The organism is Prevotella sp. OH937_COT-195, assembly GCF_003932845.1.
GTDB lineage: Bacteria > Bacteroidota > Bacteroidia > Bacteroidales > Bacteroidaceae > Prevotella.
The window spans coordinates 39,122-52,678 of sequence record NZ_RQZH01000019.1 but is presented as its reverse complement, the minus strand read 5'-3'; the positions used below and the strand labels follow the sequence as shown (position 1 = coordinate 52,678).

13 protein-coding genes and 1 pseudogene are annotated in these 13,557 nt (G+C 45.2%); 10 read left to right on the top strand and 4 right to left on the bottom strand.

Annotated elements, in window-relative coordinates:
* The first annotated feature begins 153 nt into the window (after positions 1-153).
* The gene (locus tag EII32_RS08140; RefSeq protein WP_125234938.1) at positions 154-1,080 is read left to right on the top strand and encodes a tyrosine-type recombinase/integrase; all 927 of its coding nucleotides are present in this window, start codon (positions 154-156) and stop codon (positions 1,078-1,080) included.
* Here the strand turns inward: EII32_RS08140 and EII32_RS08135 are convergent.
* A pseudogene (locus EII32_RS08135) lies at positions 1,070-1,514 on the bottom strand (hypothetical protein). The gene EII32_RS08140 and the pseudogene EII32_RS08135 sit on opposite strands and share 11 nt — an antisense overlap.
* A gap of 41 nt (positions 1,515-1,555) precedes the next feature.
* Between EII32_RS08135 and EII32_RS12400 the strand changes: the two are divergent.
* The 4 genes from EII32_RS12400 to EII32_RS08115 all read left to right on the top strand — a co-directional run bounded on the left by EII32_RS12400 (position 1,556) and on the right by EII32_RS08115 (position 4,136).
* The gene (locus tag EII32_RS12400) at positions 1,556-1,867 is read left to right on the top strand and encodes a hypothetical protein (RefSeq protein ID WP_199741415.1); all 312 of its coding nucleotides are present in this window, start codon (positions 1,556-1,558) and stop codon (positions 1,865-1,867) included.
* A gap of 146 nt (positions 1,868-2,013) precedes the next feature.
* Positions 2,014-3,006, top strand: a complete 993-nt coding sequence (locus EII32_RS08125; protein WP_125234937.1) for a malate dehydrogenase — start codon at positions 2,014-2,016, stop codon at positions 3,004-3,006.
* 305 nt (positions 3,007-3,311) lie between these two features.
* Positions 3,312-3,620 carry a hypothetical protein gene (locus EII32_RS08120; protein ID WP_125234936.1) on the top strand — a complete coding sequence of 103 codons (309 nt, stop codon included), beginning with the start codon at positions 3,312-3,314 and terminating at the stop codon, positions 3,618-3,620.
* Positions 3,621-3,626: 6 nt separating this feature from the next.
* On the top strand, positions 3,627-4,136 hold the full coding sequence (locus EII32_RS08115) for an RNA polymerase sigma factor (protein WP_125234935.1): 510 nt from the start codon (positions 3,627-3,629) through the stop codon (positions 4,134-4,136).
* Here EII32_RS08115 and EII32_RS08110 read toward each other — a convergent pair.
* Positions 4,112-4,537 (bottom strand): hypothetical protein, encoded by a 426-nt coding sequence (locus EII32_RS08110; protein ID WP_125234934.1) that lies wholly within the window; start codon positions 4,535-4,537, stop codon positions 4,112-4,114. The two genes, EII32_RS08115 and EII32_RS08110, sit on opposite strands and share 25 nt — an antisense overlap.
* Positions 4,538-4,732: 195 nt before the next feature.
* On the opposite strand from EII32_RS08110, the gene EII32_RS08105 reads away from it, so the two are divergent.
* From EII32_RS08105 to EII32_RS08095, 3 genes are read left to right on the top strand one after another with little or no spacing between them, the layout of a single operon-like run.
* Complete coding sequence (locus EII32_RS08105) at positions 4,733-7,270, top strand: TonB-dependent receptor plug domain-containing protein (RefSeq protein ID WP_125234933.1); 2,538 nt, start codon at positions 4,733-4,735, stop codon at positions 7,268-7,270.
* A gap of 4 nt (positions 7,271-7,274) precedes the next feature.
* The gene (locus EII32_RS08100) at positions 7,275-8,300 is read left to right on the top strand and encodes a DUF4249 domain-containing protein (RefSeq protein ID WP_125234932.1); all 1,026 of its coding nucleotides are present in this window, start codon (positions 7,275-7,277) and stop codon (positions 8,298-8,300) included.
* Positions 8,293-9,165: a FecR family protein gene (locus EII32_RS08095; RefSeq protein ID WP_125234931.1), complete on the top strand. Its 873-nt coding sequence runs from the start codon at positions 8,293-8,295 to the stop codon at positions 9,163-9,165. The genes EII32_RS08100 and EII32_RS08095 overlap by 8 nt, the downstream gene beginning before the upstream one ends.
* Positions 9,166-9,180: 15 nt before the next feature.
* Here EII32_RS08095 and EII32_RS08090 read toward each other — a convergent pair whose 3' ends face one another.
* Both EII32_RS08090 and EII32_RS08085 read right to left on the bottom strand, forming a co-directional pair.
* Positions 9,181-10,707, bottom strand: coding sequence for a phosphoethanolamine transferase (locus EII32_RS08090; RefSeq protein WP_158611153.1), 1,527 nt, complete (start codon positions 10,705-10,707; stop codon positions 9,181-9,183).
* Between the two features lie 486 nt (positions 10,708-11,193).
* Complete coding sequence (locus EII32_RS08085) at positions 11,194-11,403, bottom strand: hypothetical protein (RefSeq protein ID WP_125234929.1); 210 nt, start codon at positions 11,401-11,403, stop codon at positions 11,194-11,196.
* Positions 11,404-11,710: 307 nt separating this feature from the next.
* On the opposite strand from EII32_RS08085, the gene EII32_RS08080 reads away from it, so the two are divergent.
* Together EII32_RS08080 and EII32_RS08075 are read left to right on the top strand one after the other, a co-directional pair.
* Positions 11,711-12,211, top strand: a complete 501-nt coding sequence (locus EII32_RS08080) for a gamma carbonic anhydrase family protein (RefSeq protein WP_125234928.1) — start codon at positions 11,711-11,713, stop codon at positions 12,209-12,211.
* 262 nt (positions 12,212-12,473) lie between these two features.
* Positions 12,474-13,400 (top strand): DMT family transporter, encoded by a 927-nt coding sequence (locus EII32_RS08075; RefSeq protein ID WP_125234927.1) that lies wholly within the window; start codon positions 12,474-12,476, stop codon positions 13,398-13,400.
* Positions 13,401-13,557 lie beyond the last annotated feature (157 nt).

Below are 13,557 nucleotides of genomic sequence, written 5' to 3'. Positions count from 1 at the left end.
TCTTTTGAAATACCTGTACCTTTGTACAAGTACGCAATTTCTGATAATCGCTCTTCTTTCCATTCTTCTACAAACTCCGGAAATCTTATATTTGGGACTTAAGTTATTACGTTTCTCTAATTATTATGTACTTTTTAAAATTAAGGATTATATATGAAAGCAAAAACGATTAGAGAAATTGCGTTAGCTTGGAAAAGTGACAAGCAACGCTACGTGAAGCAGTCCACATACGCTGCTTATGCGTTAGTTTTGGAGAACCACATACTGCCATCATTTGGCGATTGTGAGGCTCTGAGTGAAAAACATGTGCAAGAGTTTGTCTTGCAGAAACTCAATGGCGGTCTCAGTATCAAGACGGTGAAGGATATGCTTATTGTATTGAGGATGGTGATGAAGTTCGGAGTGAAGAACGGATGGATGAACTACCAGGAGTGGGACATTAAGTACCCAAGCACAGAGAATAATAAGGAAATAGAGGTGCTGACAGTGGCACACCATAAGAAAATTCTTGATTTCATCAAGCAGAACTTCACGTGTCGCAATCTTGGTATCTACATCAGTCTGACCACAGGCTTACGCATTGGTGAGATATGCGGTTTGAAGTGGTCGGACATCAATACGGACAATGGTACAATTACCGTAAATCGTACCATTGAGCGTATCTACATCTTAGAAGGTGAGTGCAAGCATACAGAATTGGTTGTTAACAGCCCAAAGACAAAGAACTCGTGTCGTGAGATACCAATGAACAAAGAACTCTTGGCTATGGTGAAACCACTGAAAAAAGTAGTGAACGAGAACTTCTATGTGCTGACCAACGAAGAGAGCCCAACAGAGCCGCGAACCTATCGCAATTACTATCATCGGTTGATGAAACGTCTGGACATTCCTCGGCTGAAATATCACGCATTACGCCACAGTTTCGCCACACGCTGCATCGAGAGCAACTGCGACTACAAGACGGTGAGCGTGTTGCTCGGTCATGCGAACATCACGACAACGCTCAATCTATATGTTCACCCCAATATGGAACAGAAGAAGCGTTGCATTACACAGATGATTAAGTTTCTCAAAAAGTGATTATTCTACATTTTTCGCAATAGTCAATCGTCAAACTCACCGTCTGCTCTTGCAAGGCGGTGGGTTCTTTTATCAGGCGGATAAGTTCCTGCAACAGAGGCTTGCTTTGTTATTTCTCTCTCGGTGATGCGGAGCATGCTCACCACCTGATTGTAGTTTATCCCGATTCTGTGGACTTCAGCGGAAATTTCTGTGAGTTTGCGATAATAATCCACGGTGGACTTATCCACCATAATGACCTTGAAACTCTCCCCGAGAATACGGGCACACACGAAATCGAATTTGCTCACTGCACCCGACTTGTTGTATAAGTCAAAGGCTCGCAGTTGGTCTTGTGCATTGGGCATACGAGTGTTCCATCTGTCCCAGCGTGGTACTTCTTCTATATTTCGGTGTCCGTAACGGTTGTTGTTGGCTATTTTTAATTTTGGCATAATCGTATTGTTTTATTTGTTCTTCCAATCACGACTTTGGAGTGATTGGATCCCCTTTCGGGGCAAGGGGCTTTGTGGTACAAACGGCAGTTTGTCGGACAAAGACACACCTTGCCAATATTAAGAATGATGTTGATAAGCCCTGCCGTATTACTGCATTCATTGGATGCGGTTATGCCATCTGCGAAGACGACATTGTGGAGCGCATAACGTCAGGGGGCAAGAGACGCACTCTGAAATCGGCAAGTGCCGTGCAGGCGGCGATAAAGAAACCGCTCGAATACGACATTGTGACGAAAAAAGGAAAGCAGTACAGTGTCTCCAACCCGCAACTCGGGATTTGGCTTCGGTAAAGGAACAACGAAATATGATACCCCCGATGTCGCATCTTTTAGAAAATATAACATTTTTATTCTTATGGGAAAGACATTGTTACACTTTTTTTTTCTAACTTTGCAGGCAGAGTAACATTATATATAATAATATTAAAAAACAAGTTATGGCATTTTTAACAAACGAGAAACTTACAATCGTCGGTGCTGCCGGAATGATTGGCTCAAACATGGTTCAAACCGCATTGATGATGGGATTGACAAACGACATCTGCCTTTATGACGTGTTCTCGCCGGAAGGCGTGGCAGAGGAGATGCGTCAAAGCGGCTTCGGCAACGTGAAAATCACTGCCACCACAGACGTGGAAGAGGCTTTCAAGAACGCTAAATATATCATATCTTCGGGTGGCGCACCACGCAAGGCCGGCATGACACGCGAGGATTTGCTGGCAGGCAACTGCAAAATTGCAGAGGAACTGGGAAGAAACATTAACAAATACTGCCCCGACGTGAAGCATGTGGTGATTATATTCAACCCGGCAGACCTCACCGGTCTCGTAACTTTGCTGTATTCCGGACTGAAACCCGGACAGGTTACGACACTTGCCGGACTTGACACGACACGTCTCCAGAGTGCACTTGCCAAGAAATTCAACGTAATGCAGGACGAAATTACAGGTTGTGCCACATACGGAGGACACGGCGAACAAATGGCAGTGTTCGGCAGCCATGTGGTAGTGGCAGGTCGCAAACTGACCGACATAATCGGTACCGACGAGTTCCCCGAAGCAGAGTGGGAGCAAATGAAAACCGATGTAACCAAGGGTGGCGCAAAGATTATAGAGTTGCGCGGACGCAGTTCTTTCCAAAGCCCGTCTTATCTCTCGGTTGAGATGATACGCGCGGCGATGGGTGGCGAGCCTTTCCGTTTCCCCGTGGGTACATACGTCAAGACCGACAAGTACGACCATATTATGATGGCAATGCAGACTACCATGACTTGCGAAGGTGCAAAATTCGAAGTTCCGCAGGGAACTGCCGAAGAGAACGCAAAACTCGACGCAAGTTACGAACATCTCTGCAAGATGCGCGACGAACTCGTAACACTGAACATCGTACCGCCGGTAAGCGAGTGGAACAAGATTAACCCGAACTTATAATCCTGCAAGTAAGTTTTCAAAATTAATTACCTATATTATTTACGTTTGTATCTCAGCAAATGTGTCGCATGAAAAAAATGGCGTGGCAGGCTGCATTACTCATTACATACGGCATAATGACGAAAAGAAATGTCGAGATACGGGAAAAGTAAAAGTATAAAAAACGACATGTATATATAATATTGATTTTTGAATACTTACTTAAAGAATTACCATAACAAAGAGTTGGGATTTAAGAAGACCTTTTCCGGTTTCCACAAATCCCAACTCTTTAACGTTGATTATACGCATACAACAGAAACACCATGCAACATGCCTACCCCGTCGTAATGCTCGGTCTGTCAACAGGCATTATTCTCTTTGCAACATTGGTTGCTTTGGGAGGAGTCTATATGATACCACGCTCCCGCATGGCAAAAATAAAGGACGGGAAAACCTATGCACGACAGTTTGCCAAGACACTGGCGGTTGTCGCCGCGGCACCACTTCCGAGTGCCGCCGTTGCCATGACAGGCAGTATCGACAAGACTATTTTCCCCGTGCTGGCGGTGCTCTTGGTGTCGTTTGCCGTATGTATTTATATAGGTACGCGTATAATGCGCAAAGCGATGTAACACGCCATGAAAACAAGTATAGAACTGCTTTTCCGCTACCATTACCGCCCGTTGTGCATGTATGCTCTGCATTACCTGCAAGACCTCGACAAGGCAGAAGACGTGGTACAAGATTTTTTTCTCCGACTTGTGGAGAAAAAAAGGAAAGGGGCAGATATAGAGAACACCAAGGCTTATCTCTATTCTGCCACCCGTAACAGTTGCATAGACTACCTGCGAAAATCCGGAAACACCGCAGAGAGGATAAACCCTCAGGACGTTGACGGTGATATTTCCGATGAAGAGGCAGTCGGCAGGTCGATTAACGAGGCTGAACTATGGACTGCCATTGATGCCCTTCCGCCACGCCAACGGGAAGTTCTGCTGCCGAGCAAACGCGACGGACTGCGCTATCGTGATATTGCATGCGAACTGGACATCTCGGTAAAAACCGTGGAAAATCTTATAAGTCGCGCCCTGCACACTTTACGAGGCAAGGCAGACAACTTTATTTATTTCCTTTTCTGCTTTTCCTGAGAATTTTCACCACGGTTCAATCTGAACATTTCCGAAGCATCACCACTTGACTTGCGCATCACCAAAGTGTTGCCGAGGACACCCGATTCCAACTCGTAAGTGCCGTTGACATCTGTAAAGAAACTGTGCATCAACGAAAATTTCAAACCGCTTACGGCAAAATCGAACTCGCATTCTTTGTCGTTCAACACATAAACACCGTGATTGTTGCTGTCGAACTTTACCGTTACGACCTTACTGCTTTCAACGGTACCGTTCTTCATCTTTACAAACGAACCGCTCCACTCGGTGTTTTTCAACGTATCCGCCGTCAAAAGCGTTTCCACATCGTCGCCGCAAGCGGTAACAACCAACATCATGGCAAACGCCATGAGCAAATAACTCATTTTCTTTTTCATCATCATTATAGTTTTAAAAAATCTACCTATATAACGATGTTTTACATAAATCCCCCATTCAATCAATGTTAAAAAAGCATAAGAGAAAAAGACACACGTCATCGAAGTAATGCCCAATCGGAGTTTTAGTTTTTATTAACAACTCCACAATGGGGGAGAGATTATACTACCGCGTCATAACAGCAAAAAAGATAAACGATGAGACACATTATCACATTTATAGTTTTGTCTTTGATTCCGGCAATATGTCGGGCACAGCACAAAACAACGGTACGCGAGGAGATGGAGCGAATCAAGACCGAACATCGGGTTAACTTCGTATATGAAGGCAGCCTGCCGCTCGATACGGAATATACCGGCGTACCGCTCGTGGGTAATCTGAAGCAACGGTTGAGAATGCTTTTCGACAATTCCGGCATCACGTTCAGACAGAAAGGAGTTTATGTCATGCTGTTCCGGAAAGATGCTACGCGACACGAGAAGAAACGCGTTAAAAAACAGATGAGGGCACGGCAGAATCAGTGGAAAGAGGAACTGGAGGCCGATATTTTCCGCTCCGACAGCCTCGACGAGGTGGTAATACGGGGAGATATGCGCTCGAGGGTACTCTCCACACAGACCGGCAAGCGAACACTTTCGGCTGCCGACCTCAACAGCGAGTTCTCGCTACTCTCCTCGCCCGACCTTCTTAAAACACTACAACGCACATCGGGAGTACAGGAGGGAGTGGAACTCACGGCGGGAATGCACGTCCACGGCGGAAACAACGACGAGAATCTTTTTCTCATAGACAACACTCCGGTATATGGCAACAGTCACGCACTGGGCTTGTTCTCGGCCTTCAACACTGATGTTATCAATCGAACCGATTTCTACAAGAGCGGTTTCCCCGCACGATTTGGCGGCAGAATATCATCGGTAACAGACGTACACACCATTGACGGAGACACCCTCAACAGGCACGGACTGCTCAACATAGGGCTAATAGACGGACGGATTATGCTCGAAGGCCCCATAAAACTCCGGCGGGAACGGGAGCAGATGGAACGTGGAGAGAGGCAGGGGTACAGTACTACCTACGTCATGGGCATGCGCCGGACATGGTTAGACGCGGTGACGGTGCCGGCAATGTATATGCATAACAAAACCGTTGACGACGAAAAGATAGACATGAGATATTTCCTGCACGACATAAACGCGAAACTGACACACCGTTTCTCGCCGCACAGCAGAATTTATCTGAGCCTGTATTCGAGCAAGGACTACCTGAAATTCAGGGACGACATAGAAGATAACAACCAGACGGACAACGAGAAATGGAAGATATACTACGGGAACATCAACGTTGCGGCAGGGTGGAAAGGAACGTTGACGAAAACGCTGAGTGCGGAGTTCTGCACAACATTGGCATACTACCGCTCGCGCTACGAATACGCCACGTTCAGCCAAGATAAGATTGACAGCGAGCAGGATTCCAAATTGGTAATACGGCAATATCGCTCTTCGGTAAGGGATTTAGGCATGCGCGCCGTTCTGCACTGGCGTCCGTCAATGCACCATGACATACATTTCGGGGGCGACATGACATATCATGTGTTCCGCCCACAGACACGAATACAGCACGATGTATATGGAAAGGGGACACAAGTAACCGACTCTTCCGGCATGGCATTTGCAAACAGACAGTATGCAACGGAGGCAAAAATCTTTGCAGAAGACGAGATGCACATCGGAGAAAGGTGGAGTCTGAACATCGGAATACGCGCCGGAATGTTCCATACACACACAGCGGATGGAACGCAAAAGAATTTCCTGAACATAGACCCGAGGGTGGCACTGAAATTTCAGGCATCGCATTCCACGTCGGTAAAACTGTCCTTATCCGAAATGACTCAGACAATACACTGCATAAACAACGCATACCTTCCCATGCCTACAGACTACTGGGTACCCACCACACCGCGACTACGACCTATGCACTCGTTGCAAATCGCCGCCGGAATATACATGCAGTTGAGCAAAAAATGGTTCGTATCACTCGAAAGTTATTGGAAAGAATCGCGACACATGTTGATGTCCGGCACGAGATGGCTCGTGCAGATACCCGCAAACCACTGGGACAAGTATGTGAACGACGGGCACGGCAGGTTCTATGGCATAGAGGCAGATGCCTCATATCATTCTCCGCGACTCACGGTAGATGCCTCATACACCTTGTCATGGAACAGGCGCAACTTTTCGGAACTATACAACGGGTGGTTCTACGACAAGTTCGACAGTCGCCACAAGTTCAACATAACAGCCCGATTGAAAATGGGACGAAAGGCGGAAATGTATGCGGCATGGGTGTGCCGTACAGGACACCGAGCCACATACGCTACGCTGCAAGCCGAAGGTCCGGCACTGCCCGACCCCGAAACAGGATTATCGAAAAACGGGAAAGAGAATGAACCGAGCGGCAATGTCGATGCGGCGACAATCGGTATCTACAATACGTTCGGCACGCCAAACAATATAGTACTGCCCGTATATCACCGTCTCGACATAGGTTTCAACCTGCACCATGTAACACGCCGAGGCAAAGAGAGAATACTGAACGTGAGCATCTACAACGTGTATAACCGCATAAACTCCGTATTTCTGCACACAGGGGGAGAACAGAAATCGCCAACAAAATTGAGAGCGAGGGGGCTCGTGCCCATAATTCCTTCAATAAGTTACACAATGAAATTCTGAAAACATGAGAAGATACATTTTTATATTAACGGCGTCCGTGGTTGTCGCCTCGTGCAAGAGCGACAGATATATTGACATAAGCGACCTGAACGAACCGGACAAGGTTGTGATAAACTGCTTCCCTACGACAAACGGATATACCGAGGTGTTCGTATCAAAAAGCAGAAAGAGGACAGAAGAAGACACGGGAGCATTCAACAAGCCGAACGTTGTTTCGCTTGGATACGACGTTAACGGCAAAAGACAAAGCGTCAGGAGACTTGAAGGGAAACGCGTTTTCTACGCCACAGACTACAAGCAGGAAACAGGCGACAGAGTAAGGGTTACGGTCCAGGCAGAAGAAATGCCGGGAGTATGGGCTGAAACTACAATACCCGAGGCTGTACCGATAGAGAAAATATCGGCAGAAGTGAAAGGAACCGGAATGTACAAGACAAACCAACTGGCAATAACACTGAAAGATCCGGCCGGCGAAGGGAATCACTATGCGGTGCAGGTGGTGGAGAACTTTATTACAAAATGTAGTTACGAATACGACAAAGAAGGGGGAGTGATAAAGACAGACAAACCGGACACGTTGTCGTTTCTGTGCAATGTGGAAACGCAATACGAACCGCTGCTGTCGGGAATGAACTTTGCGAACCTGCTGTTAAACGAGGGAAGCATGAATTTCCTGCACAGATTCTACATCTTCAGCGATGAGAGCATCGACGGAAAAACATATACCATGAACCTGAGAATAAATGCAAACTTCAGCGGTATTCCCATATACCGGAACGAGGGGAAGTACTACAATACGGACATCAAAGAGGAAGACGTGACACGACATTCGTTCTTCGTAACGCTGTTCAGCATAACACCGGAGTTCTACAACTTCATGAAATCGCTCAACGATCTATACGACAACGAACTCGGAGAAGCCGGAATTTCGGTAATGATGCCCATATATACAAATGTTAACAGCGGACTGGGCATCGTGGCAGGATACAACACATCACGGAAAGAAATCATATTGAAAGGACATGAATAAGAAAACAGAAGATAAAAGTCTCGATTTCGTGGCAAAGTTCTACCGCCATGGAAGGCTCAATACCAACGAAGCGATACGACGGGTTAGCGCAAGTTATGAAAAAGCAACACATTCCATTCTGACAGGAGACACTTTAAAAACAGAGCATGGAAAGGATTCTCGCAGCCCATACATCAAACTTCAACGCTCAAGAATATATGCTGTTGCGGCATCGCTTCTACTGCTGATAGTGGCAGGTGCATGGCTCTATCTCGGCAACAGGAGCGACAATGTTACGATACTTGCCGACGACTCGACACGCACGGTGATGATGCCGGACGGCTCGTGCATAACATTGCGACCACATTCGAAAATAAGTTATGATGCAGACAACCCACGCACGCTGCATCTTAAAGGCGGAGCATACTTCGAAGTGGCACACGACGAATCTCGTCCCTTTACCGTTGACAACGGCATTTCGATGGTAAGAGTGCTCGGAACACGTTTCCAAATAGTACAAAACGACCGGTATGTTTCCGTTTATGTAAGCCACGGCAGAGTTTCATTCTCTTCAAACGCGGCACACGATTCCATTATACTCTCGCGCAATCAGAAAGCGGAAATAACGCCCGACAATTCGTCGCCACGAATGATACCTGCCGGCTCTGCCAATCAGACGGCATGGGCTACGGGAACACTCGTATTCAGGAATGCCGCCATTGAGGAAGTTGTTGCCGACCTCTCTTCGTGCTTCAACAAGCAATTCTACGCCCCAAAGACAGAAAAACGTCTCACGGCAGAGTTCAAAACAGACAATCTTCAGGAAATACTCAATATCATAAAAGAGACCACGGGGGTGACAATAACCGAGAAAAAGCAATATTGATGACTTTGCGAAATATCAGTTTGACAATCGTTTCTCTTTGCGTTGATATATTTTATTGCCACAATAACGCAAACGCTTGGTGTCGTATTTGTCGTTTATCAAACTCAGTTTTTCGCGAAACTCTTGTGTTCGTATTTGCATCAAATCCAACAGTGTGTGTATCATGTCGTCTGTCATAAAAGGGCGGTCGGTACTACGGCGTATGCGAGCCACAAGATCCGGATATACCGCCTGAAACTTATCGGAAACCCATATCATCATAGGTATTTCCACCATGTGTATGTTAGGATTAAATTCATAGTGCCCCGGCATTTTCAAATTTAACTCCATTACATCTTCGCCGTGGTCGGGCGTATAGATCACGATGGCGTTTTTGTCTTCGAACCTGTTTATTATTTCGTTTATAACACTGTCGTTGTATAACACGGCATTGTCGTAGTCGGCTTTCTCGGATTTCACCATGTCATTGCAGCCAAATTCCATGGCAGTGGTAAACTTTCTGCGCGACTGTGGGTACCTCGCACTATACAATTGATGCGCTCCCATCATGTGTAGCAATACGAAATTCTTATTGCGAGGATTAGCCAAAGTTTTGTCTAAAAAAGGAAGCATGGCTTCATCATACGGATCGGGAAGAGTATAACTCGACATTTGTCTGCACAAAGTATAGAAGTTGTTGTCGCATCTTTTTGCGTAGAAATGAGCCGTATTGGCATGTTTGCCGGAATATTCCTGATTGGATATCCATGTGGTGTGATAACCGGCTGCCCTTAAAATGGTAAACAAGTCTGTGTTCTCGTACCATTCTCCTTTCGCCCCCCTGCGGTGGAAAGTAAACATCTGGGCAATAGATTTCCGCGTTACCGGCTCCGAACTTATCACATCGGTAAACTTGATTAAATTGCCTTGCTTCTCTTTCGCATCGAGAAGAGGGGTTGTGTCGAGATGATAGCCGTATAAACCAAGATGATGACGTGAGATCGACTCCCCAAGTATATAGACTACATAGGGAATGGTACTTTCGTTTTTCAACATATCAAGTTTACCCGCCGCGTTGTTTTCCATGTTGCTCATGGCATCCAGGTTGTTGATGGCTTTTATCAAGAAGAGCGTTTTGCCTAAAACCGAGCAAGCCTCATACCTTACATGCCTGTATGTGGTCATATCTCTGTCTATTCTCTCGCTCACGATATTACTCAATGCCTTTATTGTTCCGAACAGTATAAACACGCTTATGGCAGCCATCACACCGCGCACATTTCTTAAATTTCGTGCATAGCGCATTATGGCAAAGAACACGAGTAGCGATACCACAAATACTACATATAACCAGATGTTCGTCATGTAGGCTTGTATATATCCCAATGCCTCGGTGGGATTTGTCTCGAGAATTATTTCGATAACAGACTGATCCGGAACACCATCATAGAATATAGAGAAATACGCATCTAAATAGAATGACAGCAACGACAGCACTATTATAAATATCTGAACCGAATGACGAACTCTTTTCCACGGTATGGCAGAAAATAATAATGCCACAATGGTATTGACAGCAAATATATAAGCAAGGAGATCGAACTTCTTCCAGACATTTTCATAGGTTATCAATACTGGCAAATTGCAGCACACCATCAAGACTATAAATGTGATGTTGTTTGCCACAAATTGCTTTATTGCCACAAATGCTTTATTTAAAAAAAAAGGAATTCTCATAAACTTATTCCACAATCTGTTATTATAATATCAGCATTACATTGCTCTTGCTTTCATGTTTTTGCTGTCTATAATATTTATTCGTCAAAAACATTAAAGCAGTAAATACCTTAAAATTGCGTGCAAAGTTACAAATATATTTTAATATTTCAAGACTTTCAGCATGATTATTAAATTTTGCTATCCATGCAAAATCATTTTCTTTTGCATGGATAGCGAACCATGTACACTGTTCTTTACCACGGGACGGTATCTCATTTGCATTTAATCGTAATGCAATTCCGGCGAAATTACCGACCAATTTCGGCGGTTTTACTCACCAATTTCGGCTAAATTGCAAAGTTGGTTGTGGCGAACGATAAACCCAAATCGGTCATTAGAACCCTCAACTGATTTTGTTCGGTTGTTGAGCAGATGTGCAGCCGTTTCATAGAAGACGTAGCGGGCTACGTCGGGATGTAACGGCTGCGCAGATGTCAGCAAGCGGGCTAAAGCAGTCGGGAAGCGTAACGGCAATAGCAAATCTAAGCAAATGCGGTATAATGACCGATTTGAGATAAATTTGCTCATTATCAACTCGTAACAAGATGTATGTCAATAAAAATATATATACAGATAGTACCATGCAGAATTATTTTTCAATTACTGTGCAAAAAACAATTACTATTACAGGAGTATAATATCATCATTTGTGTGTCGTAATTGATTGCGGAAATAAAAAACAATCGGAATATATGATAAATCGTAGTATTTTTATTAACTTTGCAGTCATAAAAAAATATATACCAATACCTTAAAGTGGTAAGAAAGATAAGAAAAAGGAAACGATATGGCACTGATAAAGGAAGTGAACGGACTTAAACCGCAATGGGGAAAGGACTGCTATTTTAGCGAGAACGCCACAATAGTGGGTGAAGTAACTATGGGCGACGAATGTTCGATATGGTTCAACGCCGTGGTACGAGGCGACGTGGCACCGATAACCATTGGCAACCGCACCAATGTACAGGACGGAGCATGCCTGCACACAACGCGCCATACCGGTCCGCTAAACATCGGGAGCGACGTGACAATAGGTCATAACGCCACCGTACACGCATGCACAATACACGACCACGCACTAATAGGAATGGGAAGTACGCTGCTCGACCACTGCGACATCGGCGAGGGTGCAATCGTTGCTGCGGGCGCATTGGTAATCGGAGGTACCAAGATTGGCTCGCACGAGATTTGGGGAGGAGTACCCGCGAAGTTCATTAAAAAGACCAAACCCGGGCAAACCGACAACGCCGCCCATTACGTAGAGTACATGAAATGGTATAAAGATTAACGATTTCTTTCAGGGTGTTTCAACATATTTTTCAAATGCAGAAAGCATAATGACGAGAAAGATTGTTTTAGGACGGGTTCCATAAATCGGCATTGTAGGACATTAATAATGTTTCCGGGTAAAAAGTAGTAATGAGCATAGAAATGTTACAGGCTGCACACCCGAACGAAGCAACGCTTTGGAACATAAAAAACAATCCTTTTCCCGCAACATTCTTTTATCGTTTCTTTGCAATATCACAACTTTAAACTAATTTTGCAGCATGAAAAATGAAAACACCATACTATATCATTTTGTCGCGTTTCTTACCATTGCGACATGGGGAACGACATTCGTCTGGACAAAACTGCTGATAAATAACGGACTGTCTCCCGTAAACATATTCACGATACGTTTCCTCATGGCGTACGTTCTGTTGCTCGTTTTCTCGCTCATACGGGTGCGCAACCATAAGTTCCTGTGGTTTGCCAACGGTTGGAAAGAAGAACTGAAGATGATGGGACTGGGCATCACCGCCGGCTCAATGTACTTTCTTTCGGAAAATGCGGCATTGCAATACACCGCAGCCACCAATGCGTCGCTCATCGTATGCTCGTGTCCGCTGTTTACCATGCTGTTGTTCGCGGCGGTATATAAAAGCGAGCGTTTCAACAAAATGCAAATTATAGGGTCGATACTTGCATTTGCAGGCATGGCGATCGTAGTGCTGAACGGGCGTTTCGTGCTGAAACTTGACCCAAAAGGCGACTCCCTTGCTTTCGTTGCCTGCCTCTCGTGGGCTGTGTATTCGCTGTTGATGAAACCAATGACCGGTCGCTACCCCACCCTTTTCCTCACTCGCAAAGTGTTCTTCTACGGTCTCATTACGGCATTACCTTATTATTTTATAGAACCCGGACTGCCGCCGGCAGAGGTACTCATGCGCCCGCAAGTAATTGCAAACCTGCTGTTTCTCGGTTGCGTTGCCTCAATGGTTTGCTACCTGACATGGAATTGGTGTATGGCGAAACTCGGTGCAATGACAGCCACCAACTGGGTATATTTCAACCCGATAGCGACAATAATAGTGGCATGGTTGGTGCTGCGCGAACAGATAACAGGATATTTCATCGTGGGTTCGGCACTCATACTTGCCGGAATGTATCTATCCGACAAACGCAACAAGGAGACGGAGAAATCGAAGGCATAACCAAGATTTGTTGTCTTAATACATGGTGTCACGCCTGCACCGACGGATAAAGAAAAGTTACATTTATCAAATGAACCTGCAGACTATTAATTTGTTTTAATCAAACTGCAAATTTCGGACACATTTCTTGCAATATCTGCCGGAATTAACTATATTT